This window comes from Desulfurococcus sp., from assembly GCF_038881575.1.
Taxonomy (GTDB): domain Archaea; phylum Thermoproteota; class Thermoprotei_A; order Sulfolobales; family Desulfurococcaceae; genus Desulfurococcus.
This window is the reverse complement of the sequence record NZ_JAVZPN010000006.1, coordinates 110866-131412: the sequence shown is the minus strand read 5'-3', so window position 1 is coordinate 131412 and position 20547 is coordinate 110866. Positions and strand designations below refer to the sequence as shown.

22 protein-coding genes and 1 pseudogene are annotated in these 20547 nt (G+C 44.6%); 13 read left to right on the top strand and 10 right to left on the bottom strand.

Annotation, left to right across the window (positions count from 1 at the left end):
* The first annotated feature begins 73 nt into the window (after positions 1-73).
* Entirely contained in the window at positions 74-598 is a 525-nt protein-coding gene (locus tag QXV08_RS07140; RefSeq protein WP_342785459.1) for a THUMP domain-containing protein, read from the top strand.
* 71 nt (positions 599-669) lie between these two features.
* Positions 670-1335: a DUF47 family protein gene (locus QXV08_RS07135; RefSeq protein ID WP_342785457.1), complete on the top strand. Its 666-nt coding sequence runs from the start codon at positions 670-672 to the stop codon at positions 1333-1335.
* Positions 1336-1388: 53 nt separating this feature from the next.
* Here QXV08_RS07135 and QXV08_RS07130 read toward each other — a convergent pair whose 3' ends face one another.
* The 4 genes and pseudogenes from QXV08_RS07130 to QXV08_RS07115 all read right to left on the bottom strand — a co-directional run bounded on the left by QXV08_RS07130 (position 1389) and on the right by QXV08_RS07115 (position 5557).
* A complete protein-coding gene (locus tag QXV08_RS07130) occupies positions 1389-2618 on the bottom strand; it encodes a PLP-dependent aminotransferase family protein (RefSeq protein WP_342785455.1) in 1230 nt (409 codons plus the stop codon).
* A 4-nt stretch (positions 2619-2622) separates the two neighbouring features.
* Positions 2623-3015: pseudogene (locus QXV08_RS07125) on the bottom strand (zinc ribbon domain-containing protein); the annotation flags it as partial.
* Positions 3016-3134: 119 nt separating this feature from the next.
* Positions 3135-4415 (bottom strand): hypothetical protein, encoded by a 1281-nt coding sequence (locus QXV08_RS07120; protein ID WP_342785453.1) that lies wholly within the window; start codon positions 4413-4415, stop codon positions 3135-3137.
* Positions 4412-5557 (bottom strand): AAA family ATPase, encoded by a 1146-nt coding sequence (locus QXV08_RS07115; protein WP_342785779.1) that lies wholly within the window; start codon positions 5555-5557, stop codon positions 4412-4414. Before QXV08_RS07115 ends, QXV08_RS07120 begins: the two co-directional genes overlap by 4 nt.
* Positions 5558-5693: 136 nt before the next feature.
* Here QXV08_RS07115 and QXV08_RS07110 point away from each other — a divergent pair, with 136 nt between their 5' ends.
* The 6 genes from QXV08_RS07110 (at position 5694) to QXV08_RS07085 (ending at position 10389) form a co-directional block, all read left to right on the top strand.
* A complete protein-coding gene (locus QXV08_RS07110; protein WP_342785451.1) occupies positions 5694-6086 on the top strand; it encodes a PCC domain-containing protein in 393 nt (130 codons plus the stop codon).
* Positions 6055-6552: a DUF123 domain-containing protein gene (locus tag QXV08_RS07105; protein WP_342785449.1), complete on the top strand. Its 498-nt coding sequence runs from the start codon at positions 6055-6057 to the stop codon at positions 6550-6552. The genes QXV08_RS07110 and QXV08_RS07105 overlap by 32 nt, the downstream gene beginning before the upstream one ends.
* 64 nt (positions 6553-6616) lie before the next feature.
* Positions 6617-7075 (top strand): OB-fold nucleic acid binding domain-containing protein, encoded by a 459-nt coding sequence (locus QXV08_RS07100; protein WP_342785447.1) that lies wholly within the window; start codon positions 6617-6619, stop codon positions 7073-7075.
* Entirely contained in the window at positions 7068-7397 is a 330-nt protein-coding gene (locus QXV08_RS07095; protein WP_342785445.1) for a PqqD family protein, read from the top strand. Before QXV08_RS07100 ends, QXV08_RS07095 begins: the two co-directional genes overlap by 8 nt.
* Positions 7398-7657: 260 nt before the next feature.
* Positions 7658-8833, top strand: a complete 1176-nt coding sequence (locus QXV08_RS07090; RefSeq protein WP_342785443.1) for a thiolase domain-containing protein — start codon at positions 7658-7660, stop codon at positions 8831-8833.
* Positions 8833-10389, top strand: a complete 1557-nt coding sequence (locus QXV08_RS07085) for an acyl-CoA carboxylase subunit beta (RefSeq protein ID WP_342785441.1) — start codon at positions 8833-8835, stop codon at positions 10387-10389. The genes QXV08_RS07090 and QXV08_RS07085 overlap by 1 nt, the downstream gene beginning before the upstream one ends.
* 187 nt (positions 10390-10576) lie before the next feature.
* Here QXV08_RS07085 and QXV08_RS07080 read toward each other — a convergent pair whose 3' ends face one another.
* Positions 10577-11098, bottom strand: a complete 522-nt coding sequence (locus tag QXV08_RS07080) for a biotin/lipoyl-containing protein (RefSeq protein ID WP_342785439.1) — start codon at positions 11096-11098, stop codon at positions 10577-10579.
* A gap of 151 nt (positions 11099-11249) precedes the next feature.
* Here QXV08_RS07080 and twy1 point away from each other — a divergent pair, with 151 nt between their 5' ends.
* On the top strand, positions 11250-12344 hold the full coding sequence (gene twy1, locus QXV08_RS07075) for a 4-demethylwyosine synthase TYW1 (RefSeq protein ID WP_342785437.1): 1095 nt from the start codon (positions 11250-11252) through the stop codon (positions 12342-12344).
* A 28-nt stretch (positions 12345-12372) separates the two neighbouring features.
* On the opposite strand, the gene QXV08_RS07070 is transcribed toward twy1, so the two are convergent.
* Positions 12373-13194: a winged helix-turn-helix domain-containing protein gene (locus tag QXV08_RS07070; RefSeq protein WP_342785435.1), complete on the bottom strand. Its 822-nt coding sequence runs from the start codon at positions 13192-13194 to the stop codon at positions 12373-12375.
* A gap of 110 nt (positions 13195-13304) precedes the next feature.
* On the opposite strand from QXV08_RS07070, the gene QXV08_RS07065 reads away from it, so the two are divergent.
* Together QXV08_RS07065 and QXV08_RS07060 are read left to right on the top strand one after the other, a co-directional pair.
* Positions 13305-14042, top strand: coding sequence for a thioredoxin family protein (locus QXV08_RS07065; protein ID WP_342785433.1), 738 nt, complete (start codon positions 13305-13307; stop codon positions 14040-14042).
* A gap of 11 nt (positions 14043-14053) precedes the next feature.
* Positions 14054-14428, top strand: a complete 375-nt coding sequence (locus tag QXV08_RS07060) for a metal-dependent transcriptional regulator (RefSeq protein WP_342785431.1) — start codon at positions 14054-14056, stop codon at positions 14426-14428.
* A gap of 41 nt (positions 14429-14469) precedes the next feature.
* Here the strand turns inward: QXV08_RS07060 and QXV08_RS07055 are convergent, their stop codons facing one another.
* On the bottom strand, positions 14470-14895 hold the full coding sequence (locus tag QXV08_RS07055) for a CopG family transcriptional regulator (protein WP_342785429.1): 426 nt from the start codon (positions 14893-14895) through the stop codon (positions 14470-14472).
* A 168-nt stretch (positions 14896-15063) separates the two neighbouring features.
* Here QXV08_RS07055 and QXV08_RS07050 point away from each other — a divergent pair, with 168 nt between their 5' ends.
* Together QXV08_RS07050 and QXV08_RS07045 are read left to right on the top strand one after the other, a co-directional pair.
* On the top strand, positions 15064-15366 hold the full coding sequence (locus QXV08_RS07050) for a hypothetical protein (RefSeq protein WP_342788145.1): 303 nt from the start codon (positions 15064-15066) through the stop codon (positions 15364-15366).
* Between the two features lie 65 nt (positions 15367-15431).
* Complete coding sequence (locus tag QXV08_RS07045) at positions 15432-17195, top strand: decarboxylase (protein ID WP_342821438.1); 1764 nt, start codon at positions 15432-15434, stop codon at positions 17193-17195.
* Positions 17196-17198: 3 nt separating this feature from the next.
* Here the strand turns inward: QXV08_RS07045 and QXV08_RS07040 are convergent, their stop codons facing one another.
* From QXV08_RS07040 to QXV08_RS07030, 3 genes are read right to left on the bottom strand one after another with little or no spacing between them, the layout of a single operon-like run.
* A complete protein-coding gene (locus tag QXV08_RS07040) occupies positions 17199-18764 on the bottom strand; it encodes a radical SAM protein (protein ID WP_342785423.1) in 1566 nt (521 codons plus the stop codon).
* Positions 18764-19891, bottom strand: a complete 1128-nt coding sequence (hypD, locus tag QXV08_RS07035; protein WP_342785421.1) for a hydrogenase formation protein HypD — start codon at positions 19889-19891, stop codon at positions 18764-18766. Before hypD ends, QXV08_RS07040 begins: the two co-directional genes overlap by 1 nt.
* 10 nt (positions 19892-19901) lie before the next feature.
* Positions 19902-20525: a nucleotidyltransferase family protein gene (locus tag QXV08_RS07030; protein ID WP_342785419.1), complete on the bottom strand. Its 624-nt coding sequence runs from the start codon at positions 20523-20525 to the stop codon at positions 19902-19904.
* Positions 20526-20547: the final 22 nt, after the last annotated feature.

Below are 20547 nucleotides of genomic sequence, written 5' to 3'. Positions count from 1 at the left end.
TTATTTTATTTATTTTATTAATGTACTTGAGATATTATATCCCTTATAAGCGTTGAATGAATCGGTGGAGTATATGAGCTTCAACCTAATGATCACGCATGAACCAGGCTTGGAAAACTACAGGTTTGTATTGGCGAAGCTGAGGAACATAGGGTTAAACTATGTCTTGGTTGATAAGGGGCCCTCAGTAATACTGTTGAAGGTCGACGACCCCTACGACTTCACATCGAGGATCAGGGAGGTAGCCAACGAGATCCAGGTGATTTATAGAGTAATACCTATAGATGTAGTAACGGATCCCTATGTTGAAATAGTTGCTGAGAAATCAAGAGAGCTGGCACTGGAGAAGATACCTGTGGATAAGACATACAGGGTGACATTACACGGCAGGCTCTACTGGCTTGAAACAAAGCTCCCAGCTCACACAATGGATGCTATAAGGGTGATAGCCGATAAGATAGATAGACAGGTGTCGCTAACCCACCCAGATTACCTTGTATACATTAGGAGCGTTAAATTATATCATAGGAGGAGATACGCTACAATAACTGTTACATCACCAAGCAACATTATAGCATTGAAATCAGATAAACCATAGCTAGTATAGGGAAACCGTGGGCTCAATAATTATAAGCCATTCTTTGGATCATCACTTATGAGGGAGCAATTGTGCCAGTGAACCTCGGCGATATATTCCCAAACGACACCATTAATAAGCTCGAGGAATACATCTCCATAGCATCCAAGGTTGCTGAGAGATTTAAGCAGGCTATAAACCTACTCAACAGATACCAGGTCGGCGATGCCAGGATGGTTCTAACCGAGCTAGTAGAGCTGGAAGATAGGGGTGAAAAACTGAGAAGCGAGCTCGAGTACTCCATATCCTCGTTAAGGCTTGAGGCATCATTCATGAGTGAACTACTGGGTTTAGTTTCAAGTATTGACATGATAAGCGATCATATTAAAGAAGTAGCAAAGGAGCTCCGCATAATCCCCTTCCTGGAAATACCACAGGAATTACGGACCGGGTTACTCGAGCTAAGCGAGCTGGTTGCAAAAGCCGTTGAAATATATAATAAGGCTTTTAGAGCTGTCCTCAGGAGCAACTTCGAGGAGGCATTGAAACTACTTGATGAGGTAGTGAAGCTTGAGGAGAAAGCCGATGACATAGAGGTAAGGAACCGCGGCCTTATACTTGAACACGGAGATAAATTCAAGCCTTTAGTAATGGCGATAATGATTCATAGCTTGAATAAAGCACTTGAAGACACTGCAGACATCTGCGCTCTAAGCGCTACTAGTTTAAAAATACTTATAATGGCGCGCTTACTCTAGCCCCGGCCCCCGGGACAAAGCCCCGAATAAAAAGTATTATACTCCCACAGGTCTCATAGGGTAGGCGCCTTGAACTCCTTGAGCAGCATGCTTATCCTCCTTATTCCCTCCTCAATAAGATCTTTCTCACTCATTGAAAAGTTTAGCCTGATAACATTTCTCCCTGTCTCATCAGTATAGAATGCCGCTGCAGGTATAACTGCCACATTATACTTTTCTAAGAGTTGATCCGAGAACACCCTTCCATCAATGCCTCCAGGTAGCCAGAGCAATATAAACATGCCTGCAACAGGCCTTGTGTGTTTTAACCCCGCTAGGTATTGCTCTATGGCGGCGATCATTATATCTCTCTTAGACTTATACTCGGCCACAGCTTTCTCTCTTATGGGCTTGTATAACTTGTTCCTCAATAGGTTTAAAACAATATATTGCGAGGGAACCGGTGGACACATATCCATTGGTCCCTTAGCTACACGGGCTCTCCCAATTATCTCCGGGTGGGCCTCAAGCCACCCTATACGGAGACCCGTCCCAAATATCTTGCTAAAGGACCCAATGTATATCACACGGTCCTCGGTATCCATTGATCTAAGCGGCTTCACGTCTACGGGTTCATACACTAGGTGATTATATGCTGTGTCCTCAGCCACTAGTAGATCATACCTACTAGCTATTTCGAGCAAGTGTTTCCTCCTATCCATACTCATGGTCACACCTGATGGATTCTGTCCTGTTGGTATCGTGTATATTAGCTTGAGCTTCTTGCCTTCACTATGGAGGCGTTTAACCACGTCCTCAAGTTTCTCAGTTACCATTCCATTATCGTCCATGGGTACACCAATTATCCTTACACCGTAGTGTTTCCAAACCAGTATCGTGTTAACATAGGAGGGGTTTTCAACGATGACGATGTCGCCTGGATCCAGGATTAGTCTCCCCAGGATGTCTATTGCCTGGCTACCTCCAAGAGTAACCACTATATTATCGGGCCCAGTCTTCACGCCCTCATACTCGGTCATGAATCTAGCTATCTCAATCTTTAACTCGGGAACTCCATCTGCAGGCGAGTAGTTAACACTCCCCTTCTCTTTAATAAATACCTCTCTGGCTAGTTCCCCATATAGTTCACGTGGTATGACATCCGGGTCTGGCTCACCAGCTGCGAAGCTTATTACCTTGGTGGTTTTAGATTTAGCCGCGATTTTTGCTACTGCATCCCGAATAGGGCTTGGCTCGATATAATTTATCCTACTACTAAGAAACCTATCGTAGATGGGTTTCAATACATCACCACCGAGAATAAATTATTCGTTCCAGAGCATATAAATCTATTATATTACCATATATCATATTTACCAGTATAAAACAACTGACCTTCTCCCCGCCCTGAAGGGTGGTTCGCGGGTTTCCTGCATCTATTCCGGGTTTACACCTGTCATCTGCGGGGCAGTCGGCTGGGCCAGTGCTCGCCCCCATCTTTTCTAGGGTTTTCTTCTCGATGTTTAGAACTGTTACTACACCTCTATTCTCTTCGAAGTCGCAGTTTGAGCACCTTATTTTTCTATAGCCATTGCTAATCATTTTGCTTCCGCATGCCGGGCAGGTGGTTGATGTCTCCTTTGGGTTGACTTTTACTACTAGGACACCGTGTTTCTCCGGGTGCCACTTCACCCAGTAGCGAAGCCTCCTGTACCCTTAGATGCAACCATGAATATAATATAAATTAATGCTAACACCTGGGGAGAAACGGAGTCATATATTAAGGCTGGTTACTCACTGACACTGGATCGTTGGATTCATTAGTCGAACTCCACTACTCTTAACATACCTTCTTTATCTAGTTTTTCAATCTTCATGTATTTATAAGATATGTTTCTCAAGTTCTCATTGTCCCCCATGATCATCACTGTAATTAGCCTTGAATCCGTTTTCTTTAAGTTATACCTAACCATGTTTTCAGCTATTCTATCAACGCCGTCAGTGATCAATATTATGTCTGACTCCCTAGCAATGCTCCCAGTCCTTATATCCGTACATGCTGTTATAATAGCCCTAGAGATGTCTGTGCCCCCGGCTCCTTTAACCCTTGCTATGTAGTCTAGCAACTTGAGCACCTCACTAGGCTTGGAAATCCTCCTTATCCTATACAGAGGATATGGCTGGCTATCGAAGAACCTTAAATAGAATTCCCTATGTGTTTTCACAGCTTTAAGGTAGAGACTTATCGCTACAGCCTTACCCCAGGTTATCTTCACCCCATCCATGCTGCCACTTTTATCCAGTAGGACGTACATGGGTCCAAGGCTCTCCTCAACCACTTTCTCATAGAGGAGTAGCTTCCTCTGTGCAAACCTGGTGTAGAATACCTCACTTGGTAGAATCAGGTTCGAGGGGACTATTCTCTCGAGATCTCTCCCATACTCATACCCAGCTATCTCGCCGTGCTTAAACCTCCTCTTCTTCTTTTCCACGCCGAGCTCCCATGGCTTCAGCCCTTTCAACATCTCGAGTATTCTCTTCACATCTATGTCCCTAGCCAGCTTAAGTACCTCGGCTACATCATCATCCAGGGAGAGCTGGCTTGTGGAGCCAGGCTCCAGACCCTCTACTATTGATTTAAGTTTCTTCACGTTTTCTATATCGATGTTCACAGTTGTAAGCGCTTTCTCAACTATTCTACTGACTTCAGTGTTTTCGTTAACATCCCTTTGCTCACCCCCCACCTTACTCTTGCTTGCCACCTCCTCTAGTAGCTTTACCTCTGAGAGGAAGACGCTTGCAGCGATACTGCTGATGAAGGAATCCATTATAGTCCTGCTCTTAACAACTGGGAAATTAGGGGAGTCTTTTAAGGCTCTTAGAACCCTGTACTCCTCTCTCCCACCTGGATCATCTTCCCTGAGCAGTGGAACCGGTAAGTAGAACAAGTAGAAGATGTCGGCTGCGAATTCATTGGAGATATCGAGTTTCCTCCCAGCGAATAACTCGGCCAACCTCTTTATCTTCCCTCCCCTATACCTTACAACAGGATCCCCGTAGTCCACGCCTCTTAAGTATCCTTCCTTATTCTTGGAGCTCATAGTACTAGCTTCCTCTTGATGAGGTCTATTGCATCATTTAATTCGCCCAGTACATCTATGGCTCGTCTCCTCACAACTTCATCGCTTGTCTCACGGGAAAGTCTCTCGAGTTTCTCCCTAAGGGTTTCAAAGCTCCTTAGATAATCTAGTAGCCTTGGATCGAGCTCACTACTCCTCAGTATATATGCCTTCGCCTCTCTGAGATTCGCCTCTATCTCGCTTAACTCTCGTAGGTGTTTTTCCCGTGCCTCAACCTCGTCTAGGAGGATGGAGTATGCCTTCTCAGCCTCCTCTCTATCACGTGGCGCAACGTATTTCAACACATATAGGTCTTCCTCGGCAGCCTTCATTCTACCATTTAGAAACGCGTGGGCAGCAATGGCTTTAAGCGCCTTCCCCTTCCTCCTATCTGTTAAATGCACTCCCTGATCCTCGAAAACAGCATACAGCTTTAACAATTTTTCCTTCACCCCGCTTACATCCACCTTGAAGATCATTGATGTAGCTGCCCTGACTTCATCGATCGAGATAACGGGCCTAGCCTCCTGGTATACTCCTTGTTCGATAAGCCATGATGAATCCACCAGTCTCCCCCACAAGTCCTCGCTCACCGGTTTAACGAAGTGGCGTAACAGGAAGCGATCATATATAGCCTGGAGCTCTGGTTCATCCGGGACATTATTACTGGCTGAGATCAAGGTTAGCAATGGTATCCTTATCTCAGAGTAGCCATCGTAAACCACTCTCTCATTCATAAGGGTGAGTAGCATATTGAGGACTGCTGAATTGGCATTGAATATCTCATCTATGAAGGCTATGTCTGCTTCAGGCAGCTTTCCCCTAGTAACCCTAATATATTTCCCATCCCTAAGGGCAGCTATATCCAGAGGGCCGAATAATTCATCCGGCTCCGTAAACCTTGTAAGCATGTATTTGAAGAACCTGGCCTTAACTAAGTCGGCTAAACGACGCGCCAGAGCAGACTTAGCTGTGCCGGGCTCGCCAATTAATAAGACATGTTCACCCGAGATAAGTGAGAGAACAAGCAGCCTCGCCTCCTCACTCCTACCGACAAATGGTTTCTCAAGCTCTACCAGTAAATTATTAATCTTGTCCATTAGATATCTTGGCTCGAAAGCCATGCTCACCTAAATCACCCTTGAAATCATTCTCAGCTGAGTAACTCCTCTTCATTCTCACTCCGCTGAAACCGGGTTTCATCACCACAACAAGATTATATTAGTGGAACCTAATATATTGTAACGGGTGTAATACACCTTGAGGATAATACCTGTTAAAATAAATGAGGGCGATGTAGTCCATAGAAGTATTGAGGAATATATACGTAGGAACAGCTTGAATGGAGGCATTATAACAGGGATTGGAGGCCTCATGGAAGCTGTAATAGGATTCTACAACCCTGAGACCAAGACATACTTGGAGAAAAGAATCAAGCCATCCAGGGGCGTCATCGAGGTGGCATCACTACAGGGGAACTACCTGGTTAAGCGGAATGATGAGGTAAGCATCCATATACATGTAGTAGCAGGGTTTGAGGACACCACTGTTGCCGGCCACCTGATCCACGGTATCGCTAAGCCAATGCTGGAGGTATTCCTCATAGAGATCGGTGAGGTGGTTGGGGAAGCATTCATCCATAGGGCTAGATGAATACAGGCAGTCCTGTTACATACTAGTACTAGAGCTTCAAGAGGAGACCAGTGTAGATTTAAGGCTCGGCAGGCAGAAACTAACACTAGGACCCGGTGTATACCTTTACATAGGCTCGGCGAAGGGCACTTGTGACGTGTTCTGCAGGGTGCTCCGCCATCTTTCTCCATGGAAGAGGCTGCATTGGCATATAGATCAATTAACCAGTGACACAAGAGTATTGAAACACGGGTTCTTCATTATTAAAAACAATCACGGTGACTGTGAGACCGCTTTATCAAGCATCCTTAGAAGAATATTTGATTACGTGAATGGATTCGGGTGTAGTGATAAACCAGGCGATGTATCCCACCTATATATCTGTAGGGGCACCTTGGAGGAGTGTATTATCCAGGTATACAGGGTCCTCGACGACTTCTGCTTTGAACCAATATGGATTCAGGCCGAGTTATTGCTGGAGGCATAATATTTAAAAAGCCTTACATGTATAGGGTTAACCATCGTAACCAAATATAGGAGTCGAAACCGTAATGAGCTCGAATCCAAATAAGGAGGAAACCCCTCCTACAAATATAATAAATCTAAAACCAGGAATGGAAAAGGTAACCGTTAAAGCCAGAGTAATAAAAATAGAGACACCAAGGGTCATAAGGACTAAGAAGGGTCCTAGAACAATAAGCAACGCAATACTAGGCGATGAAACAGGGAGAGTAGAAACAACACTATGGGGGGAAAAAGCAGGCACCCTGCAAGAGGGAGACGCAGTCGAAGTACGCGGCGCATGGACAACAGAGTTCAAGGGGAAAGTCCAGCTAAACATCGGTAAATCAAGCGAGATAGTGAAGATAGATGACAGTTCTGTACCACAGGCTGGAGAGATCCCGGAGGACTCGCCAACAGCGCCTCCAGGCTCAGGAGGCATTAGCCGGCCACCTAGGAGACAGTTTGGTGGTAGAAGAGGCCCTAGGAGGAGTGATATGGATGAGTGAGGAGCATGTACATGAACACGATCATCCAGGACATGAGGAAGCACTCAATAGGTTCAACGAGTTGAAGGATGTCAAGCCGGTTAGACAGGGAGAGTTCCTGGGGGAGGAGCAGGAGAAATTCTATGTTGCATTAAGCGAGGAAGAAGTATACGAGCTCTCGCCCCTGGCATACTATATATGGGTAATGTGCGATGGTGAACATACAGTGAACGAGTTGGCTGAATCAATAAGTAAGGAGGCCCAGGTAGACTTTAAGGATGTAATTGAGCCATTAGTAATGGCTCTCGACCAACTCCATGAAGCTAAACTCGTGAACTACTAGGCTAGGCAATGCATCCATAATATAAAATTCAATCCATGTTTTTCAACGATTCTCCAGTAAGCCAGCCTAAGCATATTCTTTAATACCGTCTAAAACAATACTTTGTTTTATATGGATGACCGGAGACTCCAGTACTGATCCACGATAATGAGGAGACTCCACCCCTCGGGACACTCCTTGTTCAATCCAGAGTGTTTAAATAATTGCTGCATAATTTATTCTATCAAGACGACGCACGTCTATCTTAGGGTGCGATTAGAATGGATAAGGTATTCATAGTCGGAGTCGGCATGACCAAGATTGGCAGGTTCTACGAGCAATCCGCTAGAGAACTCTTCTCCCAGGCACTATGGAAGGCCATCGAGGACGCTGGAGGAGTCAAGCCAAAGGCGCTTGTAGTAGGCAACATGATGTCAAGTGTTTTAATGAATCAGGATAGCTTGGGTGCTTTACTAGCAGATTACGCTGGTTTAAGAGGAATACCAGCATTCAAGGTCGAGGCTGCATGTGGTAGCGGTGGGGCAGCCCTATATGCAGGCTACGCAATGATCAAGGCTGGAATAACTGATGTAGTCGCCGTCGGAGGTATCGAGAAGCAGACAGAGGCTACAACACCATATGTTACTCGTGCATTAGCCCAGGCGGCTGATGCTGACTTTGAGGTTTTCTACGGTGTTTCATTCACAGGGTTAAATGCGATGATTGCCAGGCTATATATGCAGTTGTTTGGTTATAGCGAGGAGGATTTATCACACTGGCCTCTTAAAATGCATGAATATGCCAGCTATAATCCATACGCACAACTACCTAGGAAAACAAGTATGAAGGAGATACTTGAAAGCCCCATAATTGCCGACCCGATAAGATTATTCCATGCAGCCCCGCTAGGTGATGGAGCAGCTGCCGTGCTCCTTGTAAGAGGGGAGGAGAAAGCACGCGAGATAGCGAAGTCAACTGGTAGAGATACACTCGTAGAGCTAGCTGGGATAGGCATGGCTACGGACAGCGTCGACCTCGCATCGAGAAATAATATACTTGTAATGGAATCCACGGTCAAGGCTACACAGGAAGCGTTGAAAATGGCTGGATTAAGCCTTAAAGATATAGATTATGCCGAGATACACGATGCATTCCATATAACTGGCTATGCAGCATTAGAGGACATAGGCTTCGCACCGAAAGGAGAGGCACCTAAGCTATTTAAGGAGGGACGTTTCCAGAAAGGTGATAAGCCCGAGGTGAACTTTAGCGGTGGATTAAAGGCGAGGGGTCACCCAGTTGGCGCGACAGGCATATACCAAGTTGTTGAATCAGCAATGCAGTTACGCGGGGACTTTCCAGGGTTTAAGGCCAGTGACCCTGCGACGGCTCTAACACATAACATAGGCGGTGTAAGCACCATAGCAGTGGTATCAGTGTTGAAAAGGTGGAGGTAGTGAGCCACGAGGACTTATTGAGAAAGGTGAATGAGTACAGGGAGAAATCAATCGAGGGCGGTGGCAGGGAGAAGATTGAACAGCAACGTCAGAAAGGCAAGCTGTGGGTAAGGGATAGGTTAAACAGGTTACTTGATCCTGACTCCTTCACTGAACTACAGTGGATGAGGACGCATAGATCAACATATTTCGGTCTGGATAAACTCAAATATTATGGTGATGGAGTTGTAACAGGTTACGGTATGATCAATAAGAGGCTGGTTTACGTTTATGCCCAGGACTTCACGGTTCTAGGTGGGAGCATAGGCGAAGCACATGGTGAGAAAATAGCTAGGCTAATCGAGCTAGCCATCGAGACAGGTGCACCAGTGATAGGATTATACGACTCTGGTGGAGCCCGCATACAGGAGGGCGTTGGATCGCTTCACGGATGCGGCAGGATATTTAATGCCAATGTAAAAGCCAGCGGAGTAATACCACAGATAGCCGTTATAATGGGGCCATGCGCCGGTGCTGCTGCCTATAGTCCAGCACTCATGGACTTCGTTATAATGGTTAAGTCGTCATACATGTTTATAACTGGTCCAGAAGTAGTTAAAGCTGCACTTGGTATCGATGTAACATTTGAGCAACTGGGCGGAGCTAATATCCATGCATCAACAAGCGGTGTAGCACACTTTATCACCGAGGACGAGGACTCAGCATTGGCCTTGGTCAGGAAGCTCCTCTCATACCTCCCCAGCAATAACATGGAGGAGCCACCCTTCATTCCAACAGAGGATCCTGTGGATAGAAGAATGGATGAGATCTATGAGATTGTGCCGACAGACCCTGTTAAACCCTTTGATGTCAGGAAGGTTATTAGCTTACTTGTTGATGAAGGCGACTTCCTAGAGGTGCATGAACACTATGGTAGATCAGCGGTTGTAGGATTTGGCAGGATAGGCGGGTACACTATTGGTATAGTCGCCAATCAGCCAGCTGTGAATGCTGGCGTAATAGATATCGATGCAAGTAATAAAATAGCGAGATTCGTTAGATTCTGTGATTCATTCAACATACCGATAGTGACACTAGTAGATACGCCGGGCTTCATGCCTGGGGTAGATCAGGAGCACGGCGGTATAATAAGGCATGGCGCAAAGGTATTATATGCGTACTCGGAGGCAACAGTACCAAAGATAACACTGGTTATGAGGAAGGCCTATGGAGGAGCCTACATAGCTATGGGTAGCCTCTCACTTGGAAGCGATATAAACCTGGCATGGCCTACAGCGGAGATAGCAGTAATGGGGCCTGAGGGAGCTATAAGAATACTCTATAGGAAGGAGTTATCCCAGGCACCTGACCCCGAGGAGCTTGCACGAAAGAAGCTAGCCGAGTATAGGGAGATATTTGCAAACCCGTTTAGAGCTGCTGAGCTTGGATACATAGATGATATAATAGATCCAGCCTTAACAAGGTTGAAGATACATGAGGCACTCAAGGCTTTAAAGAATAAGAGAGAAGAATTCCTAGGCATGATACCCAAGAAACATGGCAATATACCTCTCTAATACTCTTTTCCAGCATCATTCATCTTAATACGGCTTACTTTTCAAGCTCATATCCCTGACTTGGATAGAGACATTGATGGCTCAATAAACATTGGTTTGAAGTGCCTATCCGGAGATGATGGCCCGTGGCACTGGGCTCGACAAGACCCCTATGAAGCGCGGGCGAGGCAGGTGAACCCGTATACAACTATTTCACTGGTTTAACCTTAACTAATTTATCCCCTTTGCTAATGGATACACCTGGTTTGACATATACTGCTTCAACTACTCCTTTAAATGGTGATTTCACCTCGATAAGCATCTTCATTGATTCAAGCACTGCTATCACATCGTTTTCTCCTACCTCCTGTCCCTGCATTACTTTAACTTCTATTATTTTACCACTTATGGGGGCTACCACCACTCCCTCTTCTACCTGGATCTGTTTTTCCTCCTTCCCTTCTTCCACTTTAACCGGCGAGACATGTTCCTTTACTTTTTTAACCAGTATGGGCTGGAGGTCCACGTATATTTTATCACCGACTATTCCTACAGAGGTGATTTTATCATCTATGTATAACACGTATCGTTCATCGCTCTCCCTTAATACTCTTACCCTATGTATCCTTCCCTCAGCATCCTTGACTACGATGAGGTCCTTGTCTTTTGTCAGGACTTCCAGCTCTATATTTTCATCGCTGAATAATACTATACTATACTTCTTAGGCATCACAACACCCCATCACTTTAATCAGCAACGCCAACCGTCTTCATTAATCCGACACGGGTTCGCTCATCACTATACTTAACTATTAACTGTGAGTGGTTAAATACCTTTGATTTATAACTCTGTTAAAACATTAACAAGCATGAAAAGGTGAATGGTTTTGACTATAGACTGGGGCGAAGTCAGGAAGAAGCGCGAGGAATTCTGGAGCAGTAGCCCTGTTTACAAGGCTATTTATGATAGGCTAGTGAAGCAGGGCTATCACTTGATAGGTACCATAGGAGCTGTTAAAAGATGCCACTGGAGCAAGGAAGCCGTATTGAGGAATAGGTATTGCTATAAATGTCTATGGTACGGTATTGAAAGCCATAGATGTATACAGATGACGCCTGTAGTAGCATGGTGCTGGAATAGGTGCCTTCACTGCTGGAGGCTCCAACCAGAAGATATAGGCATGCACTGGGATGACACACGTCCCCCAGTGATCGATGATCCAGAGATCCTGGTCGAGGAAAGTATTAGGGCCCACAGAGAGATCATGGCTGGTTTCAAGGGTAATCCAAGGGCTGATCAAAAACTAGTTGAAGAAGCGTTAAATCCCAAGCATGTAGCTATAAGTCTAACCGGTGAACCAATACTTTATCCAAGGCTTGGCGAGCTAATAAGCGAGTACCATAAGAGAGGCATCACCACATTCCTCGTCACACATGGTACAAGGCCTGATACTCTCAGGAACCTTGAAACCGAGCCGAGCCAGCTGTATATAAGTATAGAGTCATGGGATAAAGACAGCTACGAGCACTTTAACCGCCCCTTAGTGCCAAGGGCATGGGAGTTATTTAATGAAACACTTGAATTAATACCTAGCTTCAAGTCTCCCACGGTATTCAGGTTCACGATAGTAAAGGGATTCAACGATCATGAAGTAGCTCTTAAGAACTTCGCTAAATTCATTGAAAAAGCCCAACCATCATACGTAGAGGTCAAGGCATACATGTATATCGGGGGGAGCAGGGGTAGGTTATTCAAAAACAATATGCCAAGCCATATAGAGATAAGGGAAATAGCCAGGAAAATAGCTGAGTTAACAGGTTACACAGTGATGAGCGAGTCCGTGCCAAGCCGTATAGTTCTCTTAAGCAGGATAGGTAAGCCGATAAGACATGGTAGGGGATGCCCTGATGGGGTGGAGAACCCTGAGAAATATGCCCCGGTATTAACGGAGGAGTATGAGGAAATACAGGATTAGCACTTCACTATATTATGGAACCCGTATTTCACGCGTTGACCAGGCGGTATTCTTTCCCAGCGTATAATATTACAAGCATTTCATTCCTCATCTCGTTTAAAAGCGTTTTCTCCAGGTTGCTCAACCTGCTTACTTCACTAGCCTTAATGGGGAACTTCTTCTTGAATTCCTCGTAGAATACATGATCCACTATGAGCGCGCCAATCCTGATCAACCTTCCCTCTAACAGATACTTGTCTAGCAGGGGTCCAAGCCTGCTCTGGGCTTCATTCACGTTCATCACAGGGGTTTCTATGACGTACTGCCCCTCTCCACTGCTTTGACTACCAGCGTGCTGAACCATATCATGGTGCTTCACAACTTCTCTGGCGAAGTTCTCTAGGCTCGTTAATCTTGCATCTAGATCTTTTATTTTAACCTCTAACTCCCTCAAGCGCTTGGAAAACTCTTCTAACTGTTTAACTAGTAAGCTAACGTGATCCAATGCTTCAGGTGTTTCGGGAGCCTGCTGACTCTGCCCCTCTATCTTACCCTCTTGTCGCTTCTCGCCAATGGGTTTCTCACTTGAGGCGGCTTCTCCACTTGCCGGGCCCCCCTGTTTCTCCTGTGTAGTGATCTGTGGGGGCATTGTTTTCTGTTTTGTTAACTCGGCCAGGAGACTTCTTCCCCTTGCCGTTATAATATATCCTCTCCCTGCTTTCTCAATGTATCCACTGTACCTAAGTCTCTCAAGTATCTCCTTTGCCCTGGAGAAGTCTATACCAAGTATCTCAGCTATCTCCCTGGATGAGAGGCTCGGCATATTATTTAGTATCTCTAGCACTCTTAGAGTATAAGATCTGGCCTGCAATAATTATACCCATTTTATAACTAGCCTATAGAGATCCTTATTAAGTTAATCCATATATTTTAAAAGGTGTTAAATGAATAAATGTTAGATGGACCTAACAGGTGATTACGATGGGAGGCTTATTCGATCCGGATACAGAATCAGAGTTAAAGAAGATATTCCAGGCTCTTCCAAGAGAACTAAATGATATATTAGTGGTTTCAAGTAGTAGTGAAGAACATGATCACCATGAAGACGAGGAAGAACATCATCACCATCATGGAGATTGCCCCACATGCGATGAGGCAAAAGTACTTGCGGAGGAAATCATGCGGATTAGCGGAGGGAAGATCAGGTTCACGATATTAAACCCTGAGAATGTTTCAGGGTTGAGGCCACGGTATATCCCGGCATTTATTTATGATACCCCTAAGAGGAATATACGCTACTATGGCCTACCAAGCGGGCAGGAGTTCGCACCATTCATATTCATACACGACTACATCTCTAACGGTGTTAAGCTATCCAAGAACATTATCGAGGAAATAGAGAGTGTTGATGCCCCCCTCCATGTGAAGATATTCGTGACACCTGAGTGCCCGTACTGTCCACTGGTTGTAGACTTCTTCAATCAAGTCGGCATTGTTAACCAGAATATAGTTGTTGAGACGATAGAAGCGTTAGAACACCCTATTGAGGCAGACTCTTACGGGGTGCAGTATGTGCCATTCGTGGCGATTACGAAATTAAGCGACTACGAGAAATACGGTGCAAAGCCGGTTGAGGTGATCCCTGGATACCTGCCACCAGAGGAAAACGCGAGGATCCTGGTTAAAGCCGGGAATAAACTAAGGAGGAGTAATTCCTGAGGATTAAGACTATGATCGGTGAGCGCTCAGAGGAATACCTGGAAGTGATATACGTATTATCCATAAATGGAAGGCCGAAGGTCAGGGAAATAGCTAGAAGGCTCTGCGTCAAACCAAGTAGTGTCGTTGAATTCCTGAGGAAACTAGCCAACGAAGGTTACATAATATATGAGAAGGGCGGTAAAATAGAGTTAACGGAGAAAGGCCTTAAGGTAGCTAGGGAGATACATGAGAGGCATAGACTACTGGCATCATTCCTTGAAAGCCTTGGAGTACCCGGGGAGATCGCAGAGGAGGACGCATGTAAAATGGAGCATATATTGCATCCTGTAACGATCTCAAAGATACGTGAATACCTGGTGAAAAAAAGGTTTTCCGAGCACTAACCTTCTCCAAGCCCTAAAAGACAAGGCTTTCAATTGTAAAGCTAGTCCACGCATACGCATAGGTGTTTAACCAAGATCACACCACGTAGACCCCTAACCTTTTTCATCAGTGACTCAAAATCACTATACCTACCCTTAAAAGCGATGGTCATTAAGCACCTCTCCTCATCGATGTGGATGTGGTTTTCAAAGAGTACTGAGCCAATGTACTCGTGTTGAATTTCAGTGAGCTCTCTATCAATATCTCCCATGCTATGTTTATATAGAACCATTATATAGCCGACGAGGTTGCACCCAGGTATCTCCTCACTCATTAAATAGGTCCTAAGGGCTTCCTGAACTAGTGAGCTAATGCTTCTACCACCATGCCTCTTCAGGTATTCAACGACTAATTCTTCAAGGTCCCCCGGTAAATAAATACCTATTTTCCTACCACCCATGACTATCACAAAAATATCCTTACCCATTAAGATTAATTACCCTTTTCACACATATCATTAGCATGGAATGACCGGAGCCCTCCTAAATGATTAGTGATTGATTCACGGACCGGGGGACCGCTCCTCAATTACTGGTTGTACACTGAATATAGGTTCAGGTATTACTGTAGAGCTTAATTTAAAAACCCTTTTATAGTGGATAATCTTTCCGGGATTTCAATGGATAATATAGATAAAAGTATATATGTTGATTTAAGAGCCAAAGAACTCGAGAACATGCTATTATATAGATACCTCAGGTTGCTCGAGGAATTAAAAATCCTGGAGTCCAGTATTGATTCAAGCGATTTAAGCGATGAAGACAAGAACAAGTTGAAGGGTTTAATAGAAATACTTGAGGAAAGGGTTCTCGTAGAGCTCATGAATACGAAAGATGAGAGAGAAAGAGTAGATGAGATACTATCTCGATCACATGCACCAATTGAAGAAATTGAATAGTTTAAGCTTAAAAATCCTTAGTATTAATTGAAGACATAGTAAGCCTCTAGGTGTATGAAAAAGAAATGAATAAGGAAGAATGGGATATCAACGTAGCGAAGGAACTATGGGGGTTAAACCATAGTATCAGGGGAAGCATTATAACTGTGGATGAAGAGGGATATCTAGTAATAAGTCTTGGAGAGCAGAAAATAAGAGTGAAAAACCTACTGGAAGAGCATGGTTTCGATGTAGCATATATAAGAGTGCTTCCATTAATAGAAAGGACAATGAGGACAGTATACGAGGCATTCACAGAGCTGGCTAAAGTCCATGATTTTAAAGGCGGTCTTCAACCAGTTTTCCCTATGAAGGTCAATCCCATAGAAGTAGTTGTAGATGCTATATGGAGGTATGGTGAAAAATATAAATGGGGATTCAACACTGGCTCCCTTGGAGAGCTGGAATTACTCTCAAAGTACTTGGAGAAGGGCAATAGGATACTCATATACGATGGAGTAGTTTCAGATAGTATTATGAAGATCTTAATAAGATTCAAGGAGAAAGGCTGGAGAGTAATAATCGACGTGGAAAGCGAGCACGACCTGGACATCCTATCAAAGTACCCTGAGTTCGAAATAGGGCTAAGGATAAAGCCTCTCTTCAGGCCTGGAGGTAAGTGGGCTCATTCAGCTGGGCTGGAAGGCAAGTTTGGGCTAACAGTAAACGCCCTCGTAAAACTCAAAGAGGAATATAAGTGGATAGAGGAGAGAAGTCGCCTCCTTCACGTACACCCAGGATCACAAATCTATAAATGGAGTGATATAGAGGCGTTCATTAACGAGGCTTACAATATATTCACACAGCTGCAGACACATGGATTCGCCAGTATAGAAATAGTAGACCTAGGCGGTGGGCTAGCCTACCCATACCTAGATACCAGGGATGGAACAATTGAGTCGCCGGATTATGGTTTAATAGAATACTTCAACCACATCCTTAAAGTCTTCAGCAGGCTTGAGAAACACCCAACACTGGTATATGAGGGGGGAAGATACATTGTATCAGCTCATAGAATACTTGTCGCGAAAGTCGTCGACGTCCGCCCCTATTCAACGGAGCAGGCGCGATCCTTAGGGAGTGTCCAAGTAGAGGATTTCCTGAGCAATGTGAGATCTATAGATGACCTAAAGAAACTGGTGAATGAATACAAGAAGTATGTTCACAAGAGTAAGCAGGTGCATCAATACACGTTGGAGGAGAGAGAATTGGCTGAGGATGTGATATCTAAGGTGAGGGATGAGTTACTAGCTAAAATATACGAGCTGGTTAGAAATAAGCCGTCCCAGATAGAGTCCGTGATAAATGATCCCCTCCTATACAAGCTGGTCACCTCGCCTTCTAAAAGATACATCCTGAACTTCTCGATATTCGCCGATATCCCTGACTCGGTCCTGGTAAACCAGTACTTCCAGGCTGTGCCAGCGCAGAGACTAAACGAGAAACCCGATGTATTAGCGGTACTAGGGGATCTAACCTGTGACAGCATGGGGGAGATCAACGAGTATATAAGCCATGTAAGGACACCCCTCGAGGCATCCAGCTGGTTCACTAAAATGGATCTAAGACTCATGCTGATCCCTGGTAGAAGACTCAAGCTTGGAGGAGTCCCATTACACTTGCCAATAAAGGGCGAGAATTATTATATCGCAATACTAGACACAGGTGCATACCAAGACCCCCTCGCTATGAAACACAACCTCATCTATGGCGCTCCCGAGATAATACTAGATGAGAAAAACGGGGAGGTAGAGGTAAAAATCATTGAGAAAAACGGTAAGTACCTCTAGCGCTCAGAGGTTTCTAAGAGATATAGGTTCACCAGACACGCTTTTAGCTGAGTATCCCTTCACCCTTACAGCTAGGATACTCCATAAAGGTATCTCCCCCTTAACCTTGACCGCGATAGGGTAACTACCCGGGAACCTGGCTATTGTATGGCTTGATGATTTTTTCTCGGCTATGAGATAATAGAGTATTGTACCCGGGGGAAGTATCCTCTTTAACATTATCTTATCAAATAACTGCATTACTCTTATCCGGTGGAACCTATAGAGATCCCTGTACTTCTTAAGCAAGTATTCAACCTCATCTCTCCTCAACCATAAAGGCGTGTTCTCTAGAACAGCTACTCTACGTATGTTCAGCCTTCTTACCATCAACCCTTCTCTAATTATCTTGGTTAAATACTCTAGATTCATGTGGTAAGTATTCCTCGATTCACCTGGCAAACCATAAATGAGGTTTATCCCAGGTAGTAGATGAGGCATACCATTCCATCCTCTTTCCCTCCCAACCCTGTTTATTAAGCGTATAGCCTCCAACGCTTCATCAGGGTACACCTTTAAGTTATTTGTATTAACCACTTTTTCATCGAAGCTCTCTATTCCTAGAGCTGCAACGTCTCCGGGTGTATGATACTTCACTATTGTCTTAAGTATTCTAATTGATTCCTCAGGGTAATGCACTATTGTACCTGGGTTTACATTATCTATATGTAACGTGATCAATCCGGGTGCAACGTTTCTTATTCCTTGGAAAAGTCTTTCAATAACCTCGGGATCCGGGCGTGGAAACTCCTGTTTACCGATGTCCCTAGCCATGTATGCCAGTATATCAGGCTGCTTTCCCAGCCTGATATGCCTAACTCCTAGCCTATATAACGCTTCCACCTCCTCAATAATACCCTTCAAGCTCCTCATTAACGGTCTTCCATGCCTTGGTTCAATACAGAATGAACAACCCCCTGTTATCCACCTACTACAGCCCCTATACGTCTCTATCTCAACAACGAGATTTCTACCGTAGTTAGGATGTTGAAGGACTATTTTAGCCCCAAGCCTAAACGCCTTATCTGCTAATTCATAATCCTCTCTGAGTAACCATGGGCGGGCCTTCTCGAAGCCGTATTGCATCAACTCGTCAATATATATCTCTGGATCGCCTCTCACTATCTCCGTGAACAAATTCCTCAACTTCCCCGTTTCTACAGCTATATTTCCTCCTCCAGTCCCGAATCCATGAGTGGCCGCTGGACCTATGAGGATCTTGTTTACATCCCTAGTTAAGAGCAGTATTGTTTCAAGCTCCTGTATACTTAGTGGCTTGCCTCCAAGGTATTTGCCAGGTACTTCCGCTCCCCCTATGACGACTAGGAGCTGGCTTTCCCTTACCTGTTTTATAAATGAACCAAAGTTCCTTCTTGCATCATCTATTGTCCAGTATTTTATATCGACATCCTTCACCCTATTCCATGCTGCACCTGCAACGAGCCTCGGATAAGTGTTTATGTATGGGGGTACTCCAAGGCCCGCCGGCTCGTCAGTGTATCCATCCAGGATTACTATTTTATTTATCATTACTGCAACACCGTTCCATGTAGCACAGGCATGTTCTCAGCCCATATTCTACAAGTACCCTCAGAGCTAACCATGCATGGTCCATATGGGTTATTCGGGGTACAAGCCTTCATGAAGAGGGGACATTGTGTTGGCTTAGCGAGTCCTAGAACCACCTTATCACATATGCAACCAGGATGCTTATCATCGGTTATTGTCTCCTTAAACCCCATTGATTCTAGGTAATCATAGTTGCTATACTTGGGGCTATGCACTGCGCCACTTAATGGAACTGATCCTATACCCCGCCAATAACTGTCCTTCACAGTATATGCTTCACTAATAGCTTTTAACGCGTATGTGTTTCCATCCGGGTTGACTACCCTGGTGTACTCATTCATTAACCTAGGTCTACCTTCCTCAATACTCTTCAATATCATATAAATGGATAAAACCACATCGAGTGGTTCAAAACCCGAGACAACTATTGGTATACCATACTCTTCAGCTACAAATCTCCATGAGTTGGCCCCGATCACAGCTGAGACATGGCCAGGAGCTATTATTCCATCAAGCCTTATCTCAGGGTGTTTCTCAAGGAGGAATCTCATTATTGGTGGTGTAAGCCTATATGCTGATAGAATATACAGGTTTCTAGGTATCTTCCCGCTTACAAGCGGGATAGCTGTAGCAGGCATCGTAGTCTCAAATCCAACAGCCAGGAACACATGTCTTTTACCCGGCTCCCTCACAGCTTCTTTAACAGCATCCTGAAAACTATATACTACCTTCACATTTCCCCCATTGGCCTTAGCGTGGAAAAGGCTTCTCGGATGCTTATTCCTGGAGCCAGGTAGCTTGAATGCATCCCCATACGTGAGGACAACAGTGTTTCTTTCAAAACTCGCATCGATTAATATATCAATGTAATATCCCGGGGTGATGCATACTGGGCAGCCCGGCCCAGCTACCAGGTTTATTGATGAGGGCATTAGGGATCTTAAGCCGTAATGCGTTATAGTCCATTCATGTGTTCCACAGAAATTCATTATATTTAATTCATCCCTCCCTGTTTCTACGAGTATCTTTTTTGAGAGCTCTTTGATCCTTTCTGATAACTGTATGGCTATATCTCTGCTTCTATACATTGTTAAACACCTATCTCCACGAATATTCCTTAACCCTGTTTAAATCAAGCACGGTATCTAGATCTAACAGGACGCCTGGATAGCCTGTTTCAACAACCAGTGTTTCACTAATATACTTCTCCACCACGGCTTTAAGACCCCTTGATTCCTCACTTATACCAGTTAAATCAATGAATAAATCACTTGAGAAAACTATCGGGTGACCTCTTCTACCCCTGTATGAAGCTACGGCTATTTTCTTACCTGACTCCAGGAACCTCATAGATACATAGTCGTATATGCCTGGGTGAACCCAGGCTACATCACCTGGATTCACCATTATCCCCCTAAACAAGTGAAGCTCGCCCTGTAAAGACTCCACACCCTTCTTAATACTTGTACTCATCCCTCTTGCATACTCCGAGTTATATATTATCCTGATTCTTTTCTCTGAGCCACCCATGAACTCCTTAACAGTCTCAGACACCTTGTCTGACTCATGGCCTGTTACAATTATGATCCTGGATACGTACCTGGAGCTGGATATATTCTTAACTGTACGTATAATAACTGGTTCCCCATCGAATAAGTAGAGTAGTTTATTCCATGGAAACCTTGTACTTAGCCCTGCTGCAGGAATTATGCAGGCTATCAAAAAATCACCTATCCTGTTCGTG